This window comes from Pseudomonas sp. AC239 (assembly GCF_979258545.1).
This window is the reverse complement of sequence record NZ_OZ409864.1, coordinates 5,101,927-5,121,652: the sequence shown is the minus strand read 5'-3', so window position 1 is coordinate 5,121,652 and position 19,726 is coordinate 5,101,927. Positions and strand designations below refer to the sequence as shown.

Annotated in this window: 15 protein-coding genes; 9 read left to right on the top strand and 6 right to left on the bottom strand. The window is 61.0% G+C overall.

Annotation, left to right across the window (positions count from 1 at the left end; all coding sequences use genetic code 11):
- Positions 1-97 precede the first annotated feature (97 nt).
- Both ACZ0AZ_RS23260 and ACZ0AZ_RS23255 read left to right on the top strand, forming a co-directional pair.
- Positions 98-1,951: a polyurethane esterase gene (locus tag ACZ0AZ_RS23260; RefSeq protein WP_463538807.1), complete on the top strand. Its 1,854-nt coding sequence runs from the start codon at positions 98-100 to the stop codon at positions 1,949-1,951.
- Between the two features lie 238 nt (positions 1,952-2,189).
- Positions 2,190-2,561, top strand: a complete 372-nt coding sequence (locus ACZ0AZ_RS23255; RefSeq protein WP_129999379.1) for a hypothetical protein — start codon at positions 2,190-2,192, stop codon at positions 2,559-2,561.
- 113 nt (positions 2,562-2,674) lie between these two features.
- On the opposite strand, the gene ACZ0AZ_RS23250 is transcribed toward ACZ0AZ_RS23255, so the two are convergent.
- Positions 2,675-2,899: a YgdI/YgdR family lipoprotein gene (locus tag ACZ0AZ_RS23250; protein ID WP_039761518.1), complete on the bottom strand. Its 225-nt coding sequence runs from the start codon at positions 2,897-2,899 to the stop codon at positions 2,675-2,677.
- Positions 2,900-3,094: 195 nt separating this feature from the next.
- On the opposite strand from ACZ0AZ_RS23250, the gene ACZ0AZ_RS23245 reads away from it, so the two are divergent.
- From ACZ0AZ_RS23245 to ACZ0AZ_RS23230, 4 genes are all read left to right on the top strand, one after another.
- On the top strand, positions 3,095-4,747 hold the full coding sequence (locus ACZ0AZ_RS23245; RefSeq protein ID WP_463538245.1) for a VRR-NUC domain-containing protein: 1,653 nt from the start codon (positions 3,095-3,097) through the stop codon (positions 4,745-4,747).
- Complete coding sequence (locus ACZ0AZ_RS23240; protein WP_463538244.1) at positions 4,744-7,074, top strand: ATP-dependent DNA helicase; 2,331 nt, start codon at positions 4,744-4,746, stop codon at positions 7,072-7,074. Before ACZ0AZ_RS23245 ends, ACZ0AZ_RS23240 begins: the two co-directional genes overlap by 4 nt.
- Positions 7,067-8,986, top strand: a complete 1,920-nt coding sequence (locus ACZ0AZ_RS23235; protein ID WP_463538243.1) for a hybrid sensor histidine kinase/response regulator — start codon at positions 7,067-7,069, stop codon at positions 8,984-8,986. Before ACZ0AZ_RS23240 ends, ACZ0AZ_RS23235 begins: the two co-directional genes overlap by 8 nt.
- Positions 8,987-9,065: 79 nt before the next feature.
- A complete protein-coding gene (locus ACZ0AZ_RS23230; protein ID WP_310408759.1) occupies positions 9,066-9,599 on the top strand; it encodes a hypothetical protein in 534 nt (177 codons plus the stop codon).
- A 233-nt stretch (positions 9,600-9,832) separates the two neighbouring features.
- Here ACZ0AZ_RS23230 and ACZ0AZ_RS23225 read toward each other — a convergent pair whose 3' ends face one another.
- The 5 genes from ACZ0AZ_RS23225 to ACZ0AZ_RS23205 all read right to left on the bottom strand — a co-directional run bounded on the left by ACZ0AZ_RS23225 (position 9,833) and on the right by ACZ0AZ_RS23205 (position 14,709).
- On the bottom strand, positions 9,833-10,126 hold the full coding sequence (locus tag ACZ0AZ_RS23225) for a hypothetical protein (RefSeq protein ID WP_039761510.1): 294 nt from the start codon (positions 10,124-10,126) through the stop codon (positions 9,833-9,835).
- A 184-nt stretch (positions 10,127-10,310) separates the two neighbouring features.
- A complete protein-coding gene (locus ACZ0AZ_RS23220) occupies positions 10,311-11,654 on the bottom strand; it encodes a cation:proton antiporter (RefSeq protein WP_463538242.1) in 1,344 nt (447 codons plus the stop codon).
- Between the two features lie 42 nt (positions 11,655-11,696).
- Entirely contained in the window at positions 11,697-12,308 is a 612-nt protein-coding gene (locus ACZ0AZ_RS23215; RefSeq protein WP_039761506.1) for a Yip1 family protein, read from the bottom strand.
- An 87-nt stretch (positions 12,309-12,395) separates the two neighbouring features.
- Positions 12,396-13,253 (bottom strand): glucose 1-dehydrogenase, encoded by an 858-nt coding sequence (locus ACZ0AZ_RS23210; RefSeq protein ID WP_039761504.1) that lies wholly within the window; start codon positions 13,251-13,253, stop codon positions 12,396-12,398.
- Between the two features lie 301 nt (positions 13,254-13,554).
- Complete coding sequence (locus ACZ0AZ_RS23205) at positions 13,555-14,709, bottom strand: MalY/PatB family protein (protein WP_463538241.1); 1,155 nt, start codon at positions 14,707-14,709, stop codon at positions 13,555-13,557.
- Between the two features lie 352 nt (positions 14,710-15,061).
- Here ACZ0AZ_RS23205 and fdnG point away from each other — a divergent pair, with 352 nt between their 5' ends.
- The 3 genes from fdnG to ACZ0AZ_RS23190 are packed head-to-tail and all read left to right on the top strand — an operon-like array spanning position 15,062 to position 19,725.
- Positions 15,062-18,127, top strand: a complete 3,066-nt coding sequence (fdnG, locus tag ACZ0AZ_RS23200) for a formate dehydrogenase-N subunit alpha (RefSeq protein WP_463538240.1) — start codon at positions 15,062-15,064, stop codon at positions 18,125-18,127.
- Positions 18,128-19,063, top strand: a complete 936-nt coding sequence (fdxH, locus tag ACZ0AZ_RS23195) for a formate dehydrogenase subunit beta (RefSeq protein WP_129999369.1) — start codon at positions 18,128-18,130, stop codon at positions 19,061-19,063.
- A complete protein-coding gene (locus tag ACZ0AZ_RS23190) occupies positions 19,060-19,725 on the top strand; it encodes a formate dehydrogenase subunit gamma (protein WP_129999368.1) in 666 nt (221 codons plus the stop codon). Before fdxH ends, ACZ0AZ_RS23190 begins: the two co-directional genes overlap by 4 nt.
- The last annotated feature ends 1 nt before the right edge of the window (position 19,726 follow it).

Sequence of the window (19,726 nt, the reverse complement as noted above, 5' to 3'; positions counted from 1 at the left end):
TTTGAGGGTCATCACAGGATGTAATGAATGCTCCGGAGCCCTGGGCTCTGGCTGTGAGCTATCTCTGACAATTCCAACAACAAGAGAGGCAATGGCAATGGGTGTATACGACTACAAGCACTTCGGTACGGCCGATTCCAAGGCGCTGTTCAGCGATGCCAAGGCGATCACGCTGTACTCCTATCACAACCTCGATAACGGTTTCGCCGCCGGTTACCAGCACAACGGCTTTGGCCTCGGTCTGCCGGCGACGCTGGTCACCGCGTTGATTGGCGGCACCGATTCGCAAGGGGTGATCCCCGGTATCCCGTGGAATCCCGATTCGGAACAACTCGCCCTCGAGGCGGTGCAAAAGGCCGGCTGGACGCCGATCAGCGCCGCGCAATTGGGCTACGAAGGCAAGACCGATGCACGCGGGACGTTTTTCGGCGAGAAGGCCGGTTATACCAGTGCGCAGGTGGAAATCCTCGGCAAGTACGACGCACAGGGCCATCTCACTGAGTTGGGCATTGCCTTTCGCGGCACCAGCGGCCCGCGCGAAATCCTCATCGGTGATTCGATTGGCGACGTGATCAACGATCTGCTCGCGGCCTTCGGCCCGGCCGATTACGCAAAAAACTACGTCGGCGAAGCCTTCGGCAATCTGCTCGACAATGTCGTCGCATTCGCTCAGGCCAACGGCCTCAGCGGCAAGGACGTGCTGGTCAGCGGTCATAGCCTGGGCGGCCTGGCGGTGAACAGCATGGCTGACTTGAGCGCTGGCAAGTGGGACGGCTTCTTCGCCGATTCCAACTACATCGCCTACGCATCGCCGACTCAGAGCAGCACCGACAAGGTGCTGAATATCGGCTACGAAAACGACCCGGTGTTTCGTGCCCTCGACGGCTCTACTTTCACTGGCGCTTCGGTTGGCGTGCACGATGCGCCGCACGCGTCGACCACCGACAATATCGTCAGCTTCAACGATCACTACGCCTCGAACGCGTGGAATGTGCTGCCGTATTCGATCCTGAATATCCCGACGTGGATTTCGCACCTGCCCACTGGCTACGGCGACGGCATGACCCGCGTGCTGGAATCGAAGTTCTACGACCTGACCAGCCGCGACTCGACGATCATCGTCGCCAACCTGTCCGACCCGGCGCGGGCCAGCACGTGGGTGCAGGACCTCAACCGCAACGCCGAAACCCACAAGGGCAGCACCTTCATCATCGGCAGTGACGGCAACGACCTGATCCAGGGCGGCAGCGGCAATGACTATCTGGAAGGCCGCGCCGGCAATGACAGCTTCCGCGACAGCGGCGGCTACAACGTCATTCTGGGCGGGCAGGGCAGCAACACCCTGGACTTGCAGCAGACGGTGAAGAACTTTGATTTCGCCAACGACGGCGCCGGCAACCTGTACATCCGCGATGCCAACGGCGGGATCAGCATCACCCGCGACATCGGCAGCATCGTCAGCAAAGAGCCGGGGTTTCTCTGGGGCGTGTTCAAGGACGACGTGCTGCACAGCGTCACTGCCACCGGTTTGAAAGTCGGCAGTAATCTCACCGCTTACGAATCAAGCGTTAGAGGAACGGCCGGCGCCGACACACTGAAAGCGCATGCCGGCGGTGACTGGCTGTTCGGGCTGGACGGCGATGATCATTTGCTCGGCGGTACGGGCAATGATGTGTTGGTCGGTGGCGCTGGCAATGACCTGCTGGAATCCGGCGGCGGCGCGGATACGTTTCTGTTCAACGGCGCGTTTGGCCAGGATCGTGTGATTGGCTATACGGCCGATGACACGCTGGTGTTTCTTGGCGTGCAGGGCGTGTTGCCGGGGCAAGATTTGCGTGCCCATGCGTCGGCGGTCGGGCAGGACACCGTGCTGACGTTCGGCGCGGATTCGGTGACGTTGGTCGGCGTGGCACTGGGCAGTTTGAGCGCCGACGGGGTTGTTATCGCCTGAGGTTGATGCTTGGCCTTTGATGGACCCTTCGCGAGCAGGATCGCTCCCACACCGGAGCTGTGTCGTTCACAACTCCCTGTGGGAGCGAGGCTGCTCGCGAAGTACGATGACGCAGTACCAAAGTGACTTGAAAGCCATTCTCCGACTCAAACCCCTGCAAAACAGGAAATGCGGCCTAAAGCCAGCACGTGCACACACGTTCTTCAGCAAACCGCCAACGAGTACAGGAGATTCATGCGTGAAAGGTTTCAAGGGGTATATCGGCGTCATCACACTGGCGCTGGGTTCAGCGAGTGTCTGGGCCGATCTGCCTCAGAGTTCGATTCTCAGCCGTTACGGCATCACCTCCGATCAACTGCCGGACCCGGCGAAGGATGAAACGCTTGAGCCGGTCGAACCGAAAAGTCGTTTTCAGATCCAGCCGGAGCAGCCGTTCGTAACGATCCGCCTGGGTGAAAACAAGCCACAGACGACTGGCAATCTCAGTATCGATCGAATGGATCAACAGGAGCGACAGCGTTGCCAGCGGTTGCAGGAGGAATTGGTGAAACGCGGCGGGAGTTACCTGAGCTGCGACGGCAGCATTCCCGGCATGCCGGCATTCGAATAATGAAACAATCCCTGTAGGAGCTGCCGAAGGCTGCGATCTTTTGATCTTCAATGCTTGAAGCAACATCAAAAGATTGCAGCCTTCGGCAGCTCCCACAGGGGAAAGGCGGCGGATCAGTCTTCCTTGCGCACGGTCGCGACTTCATCAGCGCGAACCTTGACCTTGGCCCCGGAGATGTCTTCGAACTCATAGAAGCCGTCTTCGGTCTTGGTTTTCGGCATGTCCTCGGTCAGGTACTGGGTGCCGTTCTGCAGCGTCACCACGGTCTGGGTCGAACAGCCGCTCAGCGCCAACAGGGCTGCGACTGCTACAGGAATGCCCAGCATCTTGATTTTCATACCCACCTCTGACTCCTTGCTTGAACGTGATTGCGGGCATTGTCGGCCCTCTAACGCGGTTGGTGCCAACATCGGCGGAAAAGTTCGATGGCGGCGCAAAAAAATGCCATTGATCTTTTTCCGTTTGCGCCGGGCAGGGCTGAGCTGGTATCTGTACGCATAACCAGTGTTCGCTTGCCGTGGCTTTGACATCCCGTGACCTCCAACCCTCTCGACGATCCGTTCTATTACCTTAACAACTTCCGGCAAGTGCTTGATTGGCTTGCACTTCGCTATGCCGATGTGATGAGCGAAAGCGAGCACGGCTTCATCCGCGACTTCAATACGCTGCCGCAAACCTCGCAGGGATTGCTGGTGCGCATGGTCATGCGCAAGGGCATTCACTTTCGCGCGAGCAAACTCAATTATCTGGAAATCGGCGACATCGCTGAGGCGGCGCAGCCGTTGCTCAACCACGGCTGGCTCGACGAACACGCCGCGCTGACGCTGGCAGAACTGTTCGATGTCTTGCTCAAGGCTGAGCTGCTGCAAGCGTTCGGCACCTTTATCGAACAACCGAAAGGGCGTAAGGACGAGTGGCTGCCGGTGCTGACCGAACAGTTCAGCGAGGCGCAAACCCTTCGCGCCTGGGCCCCGCAACTGGCTGACCGGCTGTTCAGCCTGACCCTCATGGATTTGTGCGATCGCCTGCGCCTGATGTTCTTCGGCAACCTCTATCAGGACTGGTCGGAATTCGTCCTGGCCGACCTGGGCATCTTCACCTATGAAAAAGTCGAATTCTGCGCCGACTCCCGAGGCCTGCGCAGTCGCGAAGACGTCGACGCCTGCCTGTTCCTGCATCAGTGCCAGCTGCGTTTTGAGGCCGGCGAACCGCTGGAAGAGATCGTCGAGCAGATCAATGCCGTGCAGTTCGAAAACCCATGGCTGCGCCGTCGGCAGGCTAAGGCGTTGTTCCAGATCGGCCAATATGCCGAGCGCATCGGTGACTTCGCCCTGGCCCTGAGTGTGTATCGGGACTGCCCTTATCCGGGCGCGCGATTGCGCATGATCCGTGTGCTCGAACGTTGCGGCGAATACGCGCTGGCGCTGGAGCTTGGCACGCTGGCCGAACAGGCACCGCAAAGCGCGGCCGAGCAGCAAGGTCTGCAGCGCATCGTCCCGCGTCTGCGGCGCAAACTCGGCGGCCCGCCGCTCAAGCGCGTCAAGGCCAGAGAGGTCGAGCGTCTGGACTTGCACTTGCCGCGCACCGATCCGGCGCGGTCAGTGGAATTCCATGTGCAAGCGCACCTGCATGTCGAAGACGGCCCGGTGCATTACGTCGAGAACAGTCTGATCAATTCACTGTTCGGCCTGTTGTGCTGGCCGGCGATCTTCGCGCCGTTGCCGGGTGCGTTTTTCCACCCGTTCCAGCGCGGACCGGTCGATTTGCTCAGCGAAGACTTTCTCGAGCGCCGAGCCGAGCTGTTCCAGGCCTCCCTGGGCGAACTCGATGACGGTCGCTACGCCGAAACCATCCGCCAGCGCTTCGTCGACAAGTGGGGCATTCAGTCGCCGTTCGTGTTCTGGGGCGCGCTCAATGAAGACCTGCTCGAGCAGGCGCTGGCCTGTCTGCCCGCCGAACACCTGAAACACTGGTTCAACCGCCTGTTGCTCGATATCAAGGCCAACCGTGCTGGCATGCCGGACCTGATCCAGTTCTGGCCGCAGCACAAGACCTACCGAATGATCGAAGTCAAAGGCCCCGGCGACCGCTTGCAGGACAATCAACTGCGCTGGCTGGAGTTCTGCCACGAGCATCAGATGCCGGTGGCGGTATGTTACGTGCAGTGGGCGGAGCAGAGCGCTTGAGCTACAGCATCGCCGTCCGTGCATTGTGCGAGTTCACCGCCAAGACCGGCGACCTCGACCTGCGCTTCACCCCGTCGCCGACCGCGCTGGAAGGCATCGTCGGCCATCGCACCGTGGCCTCGCGGCGCAGCGAGCAGTACCAGAGCGAAGTGGCGCTGCAAGGCGAATTCGGCGCGCTGAAGGTCAAGGGCAGGGCGGATGGCTACGATCCGGCGCAGAACTGCCTGGAAGAAGTCAAAACCTATCGCGGCGACCTGAGCAAGCAACCGACCAATCACCGCCAGTTGCATTGGGCCCAGGCGAAGATCTACGGCTGGTTGATGTGCCAGAAACTGCAACTGCAGCAGATCAATCTGGCGCTGGTGTATTTCGACATCGTCAGCGAAAAGGAAATCTGCCTGGTCGAATCCCACAGCGCCGAGGCGCTCCAGGGGTTTTTCGCGCAACAGTGCGGCTTGTTCCTGCAATGGGCCGAGCAGGAAATGGCTCATCGCGAGGCGCGCAATCTGGCCGCGCAGCAACTGGCGTTCCCGCATGCGGATTTTCGTCCCGGCCAACGGCATCTGGCCGAGTCGGTGTTCAAAGCCGTCAGCACCGGCCGCTGCCTGATGGCCCAGGCGCCGACCGGCATCGGCAAAACCCTTGGCACGCTGTTCCCGATGCTCAAGGCGTTGGCGCCGCAGCAACTGGACAAAGTGTTCTTTCTCACCGCCAAGACCCCGGGGCGCAAACTGGCGCTGGATGCAAGCCAGGTGTTGTTCAGGCAAACGCCCGATCTGCCGTTGCGAGTCATGGAAATGGTCGCTCGCGACAAGGCCTGCGAGCATCCGGACAAGGCCTGTCATGGCGAATCCTGCCCGCTGGCCCAGGGTTTTTATGATCGCTTGCCCGCCGCCCGCGAAGCCGCCAGCCGCATCAACCTGCTGGATCAGGCAGCGATGCGTGAAGTCGCCGCGCAGCACCGCGTGTGCCCGTATTACCTGAGTCAGGAAATGGCTCGCTGGGCGGACGTGGTGGTAGCCGACTACAACTATTACTTCGATTTCAGCGCGCTGCTGTTCGGTCTCGCCCAGCTCAATCAGTGGAAAGTCGCGGTGCTGGCCGACGAAGCGCACAACCTGGTCGAGCGCGGCCGGCAGATGTACAGCGCCAGTCTCGACCAGTTCACCCTCGGCACTGTGCGCAAGACCGCGCCGGCAGCGCTGAAGAATGCCCTGCAGCGGGTCAACCGCGAATGGAACGCGCTGCATGCGCCGCAACTGGCGGCGTATCAGGCCTACGACAAAGCCCCAGACAAACTCCTGCAAGCCATTTCGCTATGTTGCGCGGCCATTGGCGATTACCTCAACGATCATCCGCAAGGCCTCGACAGCGGCTTGCAGAACTTCTATTTCGATCTGCTGCAATTCGCCCGGGTCGCCGAGCTGTATGACGAGCATTACCTGTTCGATATCAGCAAACGCGATCTCGAGCGCAAGCGTCCGTTGTCGCAACTGTGCCTGCGCAACGTGGTGCCGGCAGCGTTCATCGGCCCGCGCCTGAGCGCGGCGCGCAGCAGCGTGCTGTTCTCGGCCACGCTGAGCCCGCGCAACTACTACGCCGATCTGCTCGGCACGCCCGCCGACACGGTGTGCATCGACGTCGAGTCGCCATTCAGCGCCGAGCAGTTGCAGGTGCACATCGTCAGCCAGATCTCCACGCGTTTTAACCATCGGCAAGCTTCGCTGGAGCCGATTGTCGAGCTGATCGCGCACCAGTTCAGCGAGCGCCCGGGCAACTATCTGGCGTTCTTCAGCAGTTTCGATTACCTGCAACAGGTCGCGACGTTGTTGGCCGAGCGCCATCCGCACATCACCCAGTGGTTGCAATCGCGGGGCATGGCCGAGGGCGCGCGCCAAGCGTTTCTCGACCAGTTCAGCGCCGACAGCCAAGGCGTTGGCTTTGCAGTGTTGGGTGGCGCGTTTGGCGAGGGCATCGATTTGCCCGGTGCGCGGCTGATCGGTGCGTTCATCGCCACGCTGGGGCTGGCGCAGCTCAATCCGGTCAACGAGCAGATGAAGCGGCGCATGGCGGCGATTTTCGGCGCCGGTTACGACTACACCTATCTGTACCCGGGCATGCAAAAAGTCGTGCAAGCCGCCGGGCGGGTGATCCGCACCCGCGAGGATCGCGGCACGGTCATGCTCATCGACGACCGCTTTGCTGAAAGCCGCATCAAACAGTTGTTGCCGCGCTGGTGGGCGATCAGAAGCGAACCGGTACTTTTCAAATCGGCGGATTCACGCATACTTCTGCCCATGACTGTGGCGGGTGAGTGTGATGAGTGAGAACAACAGAACTGCAGCGATCGAAGACAGCCGTTTCCGGCTGCTGATCGACGCGGTTGTCGACTATGCGATCTACATGATCGACCCCGACGGTACTATCACCAGTTGGAACTCCGGCGCCAAACGTTTCAAAGGTTATGAAGAAGCCGAGATCATCGGCGAGCACTTCTCGCGCTTCTATACCCCGGAAGACCGCGCCAACGGCATGCCGCAGCGGGCGCTCGACACGGCAATTCGCGAAGGTCGCTTCGAAGGCGAGGGCTGGCGCGTGCGCAAGGACGGCACGCACTTCTGGTCGCACGTGGTGATCGACCCGATTATCGACCCCAACGGCAAGCTGCTCGGGTTCGCCAAGATCACCCGCGACCTCACCGACCGCAAAATGGCCGAGGAAACCCTCAAGCAAAGCGAACAGCAGTTCCGCCTGCTGGTGCAGGGAGTCACCGACTACGCGATCTACATGCTCAGCCCCGAAGGCTGCGTCAGCAACTGGAACCAGGGCGCGCAGCGCATCAAGGGCTATTTGCCGGAAGAGATCATCGGCCAGCATTTTTCGATTTTCTACACCCCCGAAGACCGCGAACTCGGCGAGCCGCAGCGCTCGCTGGAGATTGCCACTCGCGAAGGCCGCTTCGAGAACCGCAGCTGGCGGATGCGCAAGGACGGCACGCGCTTTCTTGCCCACGTGGTCGTCGATGCGATTCGCGGCGACACCGGCGCGTTGCTCGGCTTCGCCAAGATCACCCGCGATGTCACCGAGGCCCACGAAGCGCAGCAGGCCCTGGAAAAGACCCGCGAGGCGTTGTTCCAAGCGCAGAAGATGCAGGCGATCGGCCAACTCAGCGGCGGCATCGCCCATGACTTCAACAACCTGCTGACGGTGATTCTCGGCAACCTCGAGATCGTGCAGAAACGCATCGGCGACGCGCCGAAAATCGCTCGTCTGCTGGAAAACGCCACCCAAGGTGCCTTGCGTGGCGTCTCGTTGACCCAGCGCATGCTGGCCTTCGCCCGTCGTCAGGAGCTCAAGACCGAGTCGGTGGATATCCCGCAACTGGTGCAAGGTATCACCGGGCTGCTGCGCAGTTCGCTCGGGCCGGGGATTCGCATCGAAACGCGCTTTCCCGAAGATCTGCAGCCCGTGCTGGCGGACAGCAATCAGCTGGAACTGGCGATCCTCAATCTCGCCACCAATGCCCGCGATGCCATGCCCGACGGCGGCACGGTGATCATTCAGGCGCAAGCCGAAGTGGTGCTGGAACAAACTCATTCGACCCTGGCGGCCGGGCGTTACGTCTGCCTGAGCCTGATCGACAGCGGCGAAGGCATGGACGAAGCCACGCTGGCCTGCGCCCGTGATCCGTTCTTCACCACCAAGGGCTTGGGCAAAGGCACCGGGCTGGGCTTGTCGATGGTGCACGGCTTTATCGAACAATTGGGCGGGCGCTTTATTCTGAAAAGCGAGAAGGGCCAGGGTACGGCGGCCGAGCTGTGGATACCGGTGGCCCTTGAGCGTACGGCCAGTCGCCCGAGCTACAGCAACGCGGCGCCGATTGCAGTGCCGAGGCTCAGTGTGCTGGTGGTTGACGACGATTCGCTGGTGCTGACCAGCACCAGTCTGCTGCTGGAAGATCTCGGCCATCGCGTTATCGGCGCAACCTCCGGCGCCCAGGCGCTGGCGCTGTTCGATCAGGGCGAAGTGATCGATCTGGTAATCACCGACATGGCCATGCCAAAAATGAGCGGCGCGCAACTGGCCCATGCGTTGCGCATGCTCAAGCCGGATCTGCCGATCATTCTCTCCACTGGATATGCCGAACGCCTCGAGGGTTTTGCCGCTCAACTGCCGCGCCTGCCGAAACCGTTCACCCAGTTGAATCTGGTGCAAATCATCGCCCAATCGATGAAGTGACGCGCTGGTCGATCCGGCTGAACTAGTGCGGATATGCGCCTTTCCAAAAGGTCTTGTTCACTTTCGGAGGGCATGTCTCTTGCCTCGCATATTGACCCAGCCAAGCGCTGCTGAAGAAGCCTTGGCCGAACACGACGCCAAGATGTTTGGCTCACCCAAGGAACGGCTGGATTTCTACCGCCGGGAAATCCAGTACGAAACCAGCATCCTCGCCAACCGCACCGACGCCTATCTGGCGGCGCAGTCGTTTCTGGTGATCGCTTTCGCTTCGTGCATGGCCAACCTCAATCCCGAGTGGGGCAAGATGTTTACGCTTGTCGTACCGCCGTTTCTGGCGCTGCTCGGTGTACTCAGCTCACTCAATGCCTGGCCGGGGATTCGCGCGGCGTACGACATCATCGATCACTGGCACTTCAAGCAGAGCCAGTTGCTGCACGCGGAGCCGGTGATGGGCGCAGCGTACGATGAATCGCCGCTGTTCAGCGAGATGGAATCGAGCCACAAGGGCTATCGCAAGTCGCTGCTGTTCTCGGTGCGCACGCCTTGGATCTTTGCGACGTTCTGGGTGATGTTGGGGGTGTATGCGGTGTTTATTCAGGTGACCAATCCTTGAGGTGGGTTGGTCGGGGTAGGGTACAGGAGCTGGATTTTGTGGTGTCTGTGAGATCTAACCCCCTCACCCCAGCCCTCTCCCCCAAGAGGGCGAGGGGGAAAGGGAGCCGATCTTCATGCTTTTCATAATCTACATTCGGCGCGGTATTTCAGGTCGGGGTAATAGGCAAGAACACCCCGGTCAGTCCCCTCTCCCTCGGGGAGAGGGTCAGGGTGAGGGGCTTATGACTTTTATCACGCCGTTTCCAGCTCACGCCGCGGAGTAACCGCATTCTGCACCGCCGCCGGAATCGGCGGAAAATCCTCATTCAGCACACACAGATGATCGATTGCATCTTCAAATTTCGCATCGGCTTTCTTGCGCAGTGCCCGGTATTGCTCAAAGCGTTCGAAGTCAGTCGGCGTCTGTTCCAGCAGCGCGTTGGCTGCTCGGTTCAGTTCGTGGGCTTCTTCGAACAGTTGACGATTGCGTTCCAGAGCCAGTGCTCTGCAAGCCTTGATTTGCGCAGGAGTCGAGCATTCGTTCATGACCGTGACCTTGTTTGTGTCGGGGTTCCGTTTAATAGGCTGTTCACCGCAGGGGAACCGAACCTGCCGGGCCGCGCTGGATGGTTGGCGCGGTTAAAGTTGTGACCCTTCGGTCATGCGCAGCGATCCATTTTTTTTCAGAAAAAACTTCGATAATTCCCAGCGAATCGAAGCGATTGAAGCATCAGCTTTTTCGTTGCTTGAGACTTTCATAGCGCGCCAGCATTGGCTGCGTGCTGATGCCATGCAGCAGAATGCTCAGTGCCACCACCGACAAAGTGATGTCGGTACAGACCTTCGCCACATCGGCATCCAGGCCATGGTTCAGGGCGAAGAACAGATAGAACAGACTGCCGATGCCGCGAATGCCAAACCAGCCGATCAGCAGGCGCTGCGGGCCGCTGAGCAGATTGCCCCACGGCATCAATGCCACGCTCAGCGGCCGGATCAAACAGAACAGCACCGCGCCGATCCACAGTGCGTGCCAATTCCAGTGGGCAATCAGCACGACGCCGAGCAGGGTGACCAGAAACACCTCCATTGCCCGTTCGACCAGGCTGCCGAACGCGAGCATGTCGCCCATCATGATTCCGGCGGCGACCTGGCTGTCTTCCAGTTGTTCGGTATCGCCATGCACAGCGTTTTCAGGTTCGATGTTCTGATGGCCGACCACCGGCTGCACCAGGTGCTCGGCAGGCACTTGGGTAATCCCGGTGGATTTCACCTCCTCCTGACGCAGGCCGAGACCGGCGGCAAACACCGCGAGAAAGCCGTAGCCGCCAATCGCATCGGCCACCACATAGGAAAGCGCAATCAGCGCGAGGGTCAGGTAGTCGTTGGGGCCGAGGGTGCTGTCCTCATTGTGAATGCGCAGCGACAGGGCGATGCGGCCGATGCCACGGCCCATCCAGTAACCGGTCAGCAAACCCGCCGGCACCGCCCACAACAGACTGCGGATCACCCAGTGCTGCCACTCGCCGGCACTGCCGTCACCGTGCAGCAACAGCAAGCCGAGAATAACGAAAGGGAAGGCCACGCCATCGTTGAGCCCGGCTTCACCGGAGAGGCCGAAGCGCACGCTGTCGATGTCCTGCGCATCATTGACCTGCACCAGCGCCGCGAGCACCGGGTCGGTCGGAGCCAGCATCGCGCCGATCAGCAGCGAAGGCCCCCACGCCAGTTGCAGGCCCCAGTGCAGCAGCACACACACGCCGATGATGGTCAGGATCATCACCGGCCCGGCCAGGCCAAAGGCGATACGCCAGGTCGTGTTGCCCAGCGGCAGGCGCAGCTTCAAACCGCAGACAAATAAAGAAAAGAGCACCGCGACCTCAGTCAGGTGCTCCATCCACAACGATGATTCTTCCAGCGACAGTTTCAGCAGGTCGAGGCCGCTGGGGCCGATGGCAATGCCGAGCAGCAGGCACACTGCCGAGGTGGTGACCGGCATCCAGCGCAACCATGAGGAAGTCAGGGCCAGCGTCAGCAGCACGGCGCCCAGCACCGCGACCCATACGCCGAAACTCATGACCGCTCACAGCAGCGAATTTTCAAGGACAGGCGCACCGGGTCAGCTCACGGTCGTGCGCAGGTACTCGGGGATGAGTACGTTGAACCAGAGCAGGATCATCGATACCAGCATGGTCACCAGCACCAGCAAGCCAACGCCCCACACGCAGGCCGAATACAACAAGCCTTGCTCCTTGCGCTCGTGCATGAAGGTCGGCAGGCCGACGAACAGCAAAAACGTCGAGTAGATCGACGCCGCGCCGAGCACCAGAATCGCCAGCCAGCGGCTCGGGTACAGTCCGGCAATGCCGGCGAGGAAAAACGGCGTCACCGTGTAAGCGGCAAAACCGATGCATTGATTCAGCGTCGGCCGCGCATCGAACGAGCGCGACATCCAGCGAATGAACCCGCCCATGACCGCAACGCCCGCGACGATCGTTACGTACAGCAACACGCTCAATTGCAGTGCGCTGGCCGTGCTCAGGCGCACGTTTTCACCCACGGCGAGGCTCCAGCCGACTTGGGTGGTGCCGACGAACAGGCACACCGCCGGAATCAGCGCGAGCAGTAGCAGATGAGCGAGGTAGTGGCGGGGATGGGTTTCTTCTTCGCGGCGGATATCGGTCCAGGCGAAGTTGGGTTGGGTGAAGAGTCTGACGAGGGGGGCGGACATGACAACCTCCTGTTCCTGTTGGCCCGTAGGCGCTTACAGGTATGGAGGGATGCCATGCCGCTCGGGTTCAGTTTTTCTGCTGCACGGTTACAGCATTGGTTTGCCGCCGGTCACACCGTAGCGCTGACCGGTGATGTAGCTGGCTTCGTCGGAGGCCAGCAGCACGTAAATTGGCGCCACTTCCACCGGTTGGCCGGGACGGCCGAGCGGGGTGCTGCCGCCGAAGTTCTGCACTTCTTCGTCGGGCATGGTCGAGACGATCAGCGGCGTCCAGATCGGGCCGGGTGCGACGCTGTTGACGCGAATTTCCTTCGGCCCGAGCATCTGCGCCAGACCACCGGTGAAGTTGGCGATCGCGCCTTTGGTGGTGGCGTAGGCCAGCAGGGTCGGCTTGGGCATGTCCGAGTTGACCGAGCTGGTGTTGATGATCGATGAACCGGGCCCCATGTGCTTGATCGCCGCCTGGCAGATCCTGAACATGGCGGTGATGTTCACATCGAAGGTCATCACCCATTCGTCATCGGGAATGTCTTCGAAGTTTTCGTGGGTCATCTGGAATGCGGCGTTGTTGACCAGCACGTCGATGCGGCCAAAGCGCTCAACGGTCTTGTCGACCAGCGCCTGGCAATGCGCTTTCTCGGCGATATCACCCGGCAGCAGCAGGCACTGACGCCCGGCCTGTTCGACCCAGCGTGCGGTTTCCTTGGCATCTTCGTGTTCATTCAAGTAAGCCACGGCAACGTCGGCGCCTTCACGGGCGAAAGCAATTGCGACGGCGCGGCCGATGCCGCTGTCAGCGCCGGTGATCAGCGCAATCTTGCCGGCGAGGCGGCCGGAACCGACGTAGCTTTGCTCGCCGCAGTCTGGGTACGGCTCCATTTTGCGCTGCGAGCCAGGCACCGGTTGGGCTTGTTTCGGGAAGGGTGGTTTTGGATAGTGAGTCATCGCAGGGTCTCCTGATTTCAAGGCCAGTGTTCCGGGTTGACCCGGTGGCTTTGCCTGGAGTTCGATCGGATTTGCGCTGGATTTTGGTTGGCCATGCAAAACCAATGTGGGAGCGAGCCTGCTCGCGAAAGCGGTGTGTCAGAAACAGATATTTACCTGTCCGGACGCATTCGTGAGCAAGCTCACTCCCACAGGGTTTTCCGTTGTACTGAGGTTCCCGACAACTCCACAAATCTCATGTGGGAGCGAGCAGGCTCGCTCCCACAGGGGATCACTTACACAGGGGAATCTCGGGGCAGGATCAGAGATTGCGGTTAGCCAAAGCCCGCTCCATCCGCGCAATCCCTTCTTCGAGCAACGCCCGCGGGCAGCCGAAATTCAAGCGTACGAACTGCTGATGAGCGTCGCCAAAATCCAGTCCCGCACTCAATCCGACCTTGCCCTGTTCGAGAAAGAACCGCTGCGGATCCGGCAGATCCAGCGCTGTGCAATCGAGCCATGCCAGATAGGTGCCCTGCGGCACATTGATGCTCACGCCCGGCAGGCGCGTGCGCACCGCGTTCACCAGCCAGTCGCGGTTGGCCTGCAGGTAGGTTTTCAGTTCGGCAAGCCACGGTGCGGCTTCGCTGTAGGCGACGCGGGTGGCTTCCATGCCCAGCGGATTGACGCTGTCGACCATGCCGCAGCGGGCGTGGTTGACGCGTTCGCGCAGGGCGGCGTCCTGAATGATCATGAACGAGGTCTTGAGGCCGGCGATGTTGTAGGCCTTGCTCGCCGACATCAGGGTGATCGTGCGTTTGGAAATCTCGGGGCTCAGCGATGCGGTGGGAATGTGCACGCGGCCGTCGAAGCACAGTTCGGCGTGAATCTCGTCGGAGATGATCCACGCGTCCTGCGCTGCGCAGATATCCGCCACTGCCTGCAATTCTTCGCGGGCGAAGACCTTGCCGATCGGGTTGTGCGGGTTGCTCAACAGCAGGGCGCCGCCGCCGATCAGCGACTCGCGCAGTGCATCCAATGGCGTGGCGTAAGTGCCATCGGCCTGGGCGTTGAATTCCAGCTCGACCTTGTTCAGGCCCCAATGCCCCGGCGCATGGCGCAGCGGCGGGTAGTTCGGCACCTGCACGACGACATTCTGTTGCGCCTGGACCAAAGCCTTGAGGGCCATGTTGAAGCCCGATTCCACGCCCGGCAGGAAGATCAGCTCCTGCGGTTTGACCTGCCATGAATACTTGTTCCACAGATCGGCGACGATCGCTTCACGCAAATTGTCCTGGGCCACGCTGTAACCGAGCAGCGGGTGCAGCAGACGCTGTTGCAAGGCTTCGATGATGACCGGAGGCGCGGCGAAATCCATGTCAGCGACCCACATCGGCAACACATCGGTCGGGTAGCGGCTCCACTTGGTGCTGCCAGTGTGGTGGCGGTCGAACAGCTGATCAAAATCGAAAGTCATGCATGGTCTCGTGACGGCGGGTGGTTCGTGGGCGCCATGATAAACCCGTGGCCCAGGCGAGGCACATAAATCCTGACGGCAACCTCATAACCCTGTGGGAGCTGGCTTGCCAGCGATGGCGTCGGCACAGTCGGCATAAGTGTTGTTGACCCACCGCAATCGCTGGCAAGCCAGCTCCCACAGGGATTGGGGTGCAGGGCAAATTTTGCGCTCACACACCCGACGGTCGGTTTTCACACAGTCCGCAAGGTCTTTGTCTACAGTGAAAAAGTCAGCGCCGTCGCGCTGCAACCGTGATTGTCCAGATAAAGCCCGGCGCAAGTACCGGGTTCCACCTGATCAGGAGTGCACGATGGATCTCAGCCGTCGTCAGTTCTTCAAGGTCGCCGGTATCGGCCTTGCAGGCTCAAGCCTGGGCGCGTTGGGCATGGCCCCGACGGCGGCCTTCGCCGAGCAGGTGCGCCACTTCAAGCTCGCCCACACCCGTGAAACCCGCAACACCTGCCCGTATTGCTCGGTCGGTTGCGGCTTGATCATGTACAGCCAGGGCGATGCCGGCAAAAACGTGGCGCAAAACATCATTCACATCGAAGGCGACGCCGACCACCCGGTCAATCGCGGCACGCTGTGCCCGAAAGGCGCGGGCCTGCTCGACTTCATTCACAGCCCCGGCCGCTTGCAGTACCCGCAAGTGCGCAAGCCCGGCAGCAATGAATGGACACGCATCGGCTGGGACGAAGCCCTCGATCGCATCGCCGACCTGATGAAAGCCGACCGCGACGCCAATTTCATCGAGAAAAATGCCAACGGGCAAACGGTGAATCGCTGGCTGACCACCGGTTTCCTCGCGGCGTCGGCGGCATCCAACGAAGCCGGCTACATCACTCAGAAGGTGATTCGCAGCCTCGGCCTGCTGGGGTTCGATAACCAGGCGCGTGTCTGACACGGCCCGACGGTGGCAAGTCTTGCCCCGACGTACGGCCGTGGTGCCATGACCAATACCTGGACCGATATCGCCAACGCGAATCTGATCCTGGTAATGGGCGGCAACGCAGCAGAAGCGCATCCGTGCGGCTTCAAATGGGTGACCGAGGCCAAGGCGCACAATGCTGCGCGGCTGATCGTGGTCGATCCGCGTTTTACCCGGACCGCTTCGGTGGCCGACTATTACGCGCCGATCCGTACCGGCACCGACATCGCCTTCATGGGAGGGCTGATCAATTACCTGTTGACCGAGGACAAGATCCAGCACGAATACGTGCGCAATTACACCGACGTGTCGTTCATCGTCAAAGCCGGCTATGGCTTCGAAGACGGCCTGTTCAGCGGCTATGACGCGGAAAAACGCAGCTACACCGACAAGTCCGGCTGGGGCTACGAGTTCGCCGAGGACGGTTTCGTCCGCGTCGATCTGACCCTGCAAGACCCGCGCTGCGTTTATCAACTGATGAAGCAGCATTACAGCCGCTACAACATCGACCTGGCCAGCCAGATCTGCGGCATGCCGGTCGATGCCATGCAGAAGATCTGGGAAGAGATCGCCACTTGCTCGACACCGGGCAAGACCATGACGATTCTCTACGCGCTCGGCTGGACGCAGCACTCGATCGGCGCGCAAATCATCCGCAGCGCGGCGATGGTGCAGTTGCTGCTGGGCAACGTCGGCATGCCCGGCGGCGGGGTCAATGCCTTGCGCGGGCACTCGAACATTCAGGGCCTGACCGACCTTGGCCTGCTGTCCAATGCCTTGCCCGGCTACCTCACACTGGCCAGCGACAGCGAGCAGGATTACGGTCAGTTCATCTTCAAACGCACGCAGGTGCCGCTCAGACCGGGGCAGCTCTCGTACTGGCAGAACTACAGCAAATTCCACGTCAGCCTGATGAAGTCCTGGTACGGCGCCAACGCCACCGCCGAGAACAACTGGCTGTTCGACCATTTGCCCAAGCTCGACATCCCCAACTACGATGTGCTGAAGATGTTCGACCTGATGAGCCAGGGCAAGGTCAACGGCTACTTCTGCCAGGGCTTCAATCCGATCGCGGCGTTGCCGGACAAGAACCGCGTGATGGGCGCCTTGGCCAAGCTCAAGTGGCTGGTGGTGATGGACCCGCTGGCCACGGAAACCTCGGAGTTCTGGCAGAACGTGGGGCCATACAACGACGTGAAAACCGAGGAAATCCAGACCGAAGTCATTCGCCTGCCGACTACCTGTTTTGCCGAAGAGGACGGCTCGCTGGTCAACAGCAGCCGCTGGCTGCAATGGCACTGGAAAGGCGCCGACGGCCCGGGCGAAGCGCAGACCGACATTCGCATCATGAGCGAACTGTTCCTGCGCCTGCGCCAGCGTTATCAGCGCGAGGGCGGCAAGTTTCCTGATCCGCTGCTGAAACTGTCGTGGCCGTACAAGATCCCCGACGAGCCTTCGCCGGAAGAACTGGCGCGGGAAATCAACGGCAGCGCCGTCAGCGATTTCACCGATGCCAGCGGCGTCACGGTCAAGGCGGGGACGCAATTGGCCGGGTTCGGTTTGCTCAAGGATGACGGCAGCACCGCGTCCGGTTGCTGGATCTTCGCCGGCAGTTGGACCGAGGCCGGCAATCAGATGGCGCGGCGCGATAACGCCGACCCATTTGGCATGCACCAGCATCAAGGCTGGGCGTGGGCATGGCCGGCCAATCGGCGGATTCTCTACAACCGCGCCTCTTCGGACCCGGCGGGCAAACCGTGGGACCCAAAAAAACGTCTGGTGTGGTGGAACGGCAAGGCCTGGACCGGCACCGACGTGCCGGACTACAAGGCCGACGTGCCGCCGGAAGCCGGGATGAATCCGTTCATCATGAACCCCGAGGGCGTGGCGCGGTTCTTCGCCGTCGACAAGATGAACGAAGGGCCATTCCCCGAGCACTACGAGCCGTTCGAAACGCCGATCGGCATCAATCCGCTGCACCCGCAGAACAAGAAGGCCACCAGCAACCCGGCGGCGCGGATCTTTGATTCGGTCTGGGAAACCCTCGGCGAAGCCAAGGACTTCCCGTACGCCGGCACCAGTTACCGGCTCACCGAGCATTTCCACTTCTGGAGCAAGCACTGCAAGTTGAACGCGATCGCTCAGCCCGAGCAGTTCGTGGAAATTGGCGAGGTGCTGGCGAACGAGAAGGGCATCGCTGCCGGTGATCGCGTGCGGGTCAGCTGCAAACGCGGGTTTATCGAGGCGGTGGCGGTGGTGACCAAACGGATCCGGCCGCTGCAGGTCAACGGCCAGGTCGTGCATCAGATCGGCATCCCGCTGCACTGGGGTTTCACCGGCCTGACGCGTCACGGTTACCTGACCAACACCCTGGTGCCGTTCCTCGGCGATGGCAACACACAGACCCCGGAATCCAAGTCATTCCTGGTCAACGTGGAGAAACTGTAAATGGCCAGCCAAGACATCATTGCCCGCTCGGCCACTACCACGGTGCCGCCGTCGGTGAGAACCCAGCAGGGCGTTGCCAAGCTGATCGACACGACCAAATGCATCGGCTGCAAGGCCTGCCAGGTCGCCTGCTCGGAATGGAACGAGTTACGCGATGAGGTCGGCCACAACCACGGCACCTACGACAATCCGCAGGACCTGACGGCGGATTCGTGGACGCTGATGCGCTTCACGGAGCACGAAACCGACGCCGGCAACCTTGAGTGGCTGATCCGCAAGGACGGCTGCATGCACTGCGCCGAACCCGGTTGTCTGGCTGCGTGCCCGAGCCCCGGGGCGATCATTCAGCATGCCAACGGCATCGTCGATTTCGATCAGGACCACTGCATCGGTTGCGGCTATTGCATCACCGGTTGCCCGTTCAACATTCCGCGTATTTCGCAAAAGGACCACAAGGCCTACAAGTGCACGCTGTGTTCCGATCGCGTAGCGGTAGGGCTGGAGCCGGCCTGCGTGAAAACCTGCCCGACCGGGGCCATCGTCTTCGGCACCAAGGAAGACATGAAAGAACACGCCGCCGAACGCATCGTCGACCTGAAAAGCCGTGGCTTTGAAAACGCTGGTTTGTACGACCCGGCCGGGGTCGGCGGCACCCACGTGATGTACGTGCTGCACCACGCCGACACGCCAAAAATCTACGCCGGGCTGCCGGATCACCCGGCGATCAGTCCGCTGGTGGACTTGTGGAAAGGCATCAGCAAACCTCTCGGCCTGCTGGCCATGGGCGCGGCGGTGCTGGCCGGGTTCTTCCACTACGTGCGCATCGGCCCGAATCGTGTCGAGGAGGATGACCATCCGACGCCGCCCGACACCTCGGTACACGTGGTCGACCCGGCGGTGCACACCTTTGATCCACGCGGGGAGGAGCGGCCATGAGCAACAAGACGATCCTGCGTTACAGCGCCAACCAGCGGACCAATCACTGGCTGGTGGCAATCCTGTTCTTCATGGCCGGGCTGTCGGGGCTGGCGTTGTTTCATCCGTCGCTGTTCTGGCTGAGTAATCTGTTCGGCGGCGGCACCTGGACGCGGATCCTGCACCCGTACATGGGCATCGCCATGTTCGTGCTGTTCCTCGGCCTGGTGTTCAGCTTCTGGCGCACCAATTTCTTCATCGCCAATGATCGCCAGTGGCTGCGGCGGATCAATCGGGTGATGGTCAACGACGAAGAAAGCGTGCCGCCGGTGGGCAAATACAACGCCGGGCAAAAGCTGCTGTTCTGGACTTTACTGCTGTGCATGCTCGGGTTGCTGTTCACCGGGCTGGTGATCTGGCGCGCGTGGTTCAGCGTGTATTTCGGCATCAGTGTGATCCGCTGGGCCATGCTGTTGCATGCGCTGGCCGGGTTCGTGCTGGTGCTGAGCATCATCGTGCACATCTACGCCGGTTTGTGGATCAAGGGTTCGGTCGACGCCATGCTGCATGGCTGGGTCAGCCGCCCGTGGGCGAGAAAACACCATGAGCTGTGGTACCGCGAGGTGACCCGCGACGAACAGCCTCGGGACGTGCCCGAGCGACCGCTGACGAAAAAGGGCTGAC

Coding starts and splice junctions, on each gene's coding strand:
- ACZ0AZ_RS23260 (WP_463538807.1), top strand. CDS start 98: ATGGGTGTATACGACTACAAGCACTTCGGTACGGCCGATTCCAAGGCG.
- ACZ0AZ_RS23250 (WP_039761518.1), bottom strand. CDS start 2,899: ATGAAAATCAAGATGCTGGGCATTCCTGTAGCAGTCGCAGCCCTGTTG.
- ACZ0AZ_RS23235 (WP_463538243.1), top strand. CDS start 7,067: ATGAGTGAGAACAACAGAACTGCAGCGATCGAAGACAGCCGTTTCCGG.
- ACZ0AZ_RS23225 (WP_039761510.1), bottom strand. CDS start 10,126: ATGAACGAATGCTCGACTCCTGCGCAAATCAAGGCTTGCAGAGCACTG.
- ACZ0AZ_RS23220 (WP_463538242.1), bottom strand. CDS start 11,654: ATGAGTTTCGGCGTATGGGTCGCGGTGCTGGGCGCCGTGCTGCTGACG.
- ACZ0AZ_RS23215 (WP_039761506.1), bottom strand. CDS start 12,308: ATGTCCGCCCCCCTCGTCAGACTCTTCACCCAACCCAACTTCGCCTGG.
- ACZ0AZ_RS23210 (WP_039761504.1), bottom strand. CDS start 13,253: ATGACTCACTATCCAAAACCACCCTTCCCGAAACAAGCCCAACCGGTG.
- ACZ0AZ_RS23205 (WP_463538241.1), bottom strand. CDS start 14,709: ATGACTTTCGATTTTGATCAGCTGTTCGACCGCCACCACACTGGCAGC.
- fdxH (WP_129999369.1), top strand. CDS start 18,128: ATGGCCAGCCAAGACATCATTGCCCGCTCGGCCACTACCACGGTGCCG.
- ACZ0AZ_RS23190 (WP_129999368.1), top strand. CDS start 19,060: ATGAGCAACAAGACGATCCTGCGTTACAGCGCCAACCAGCGGACCAAT.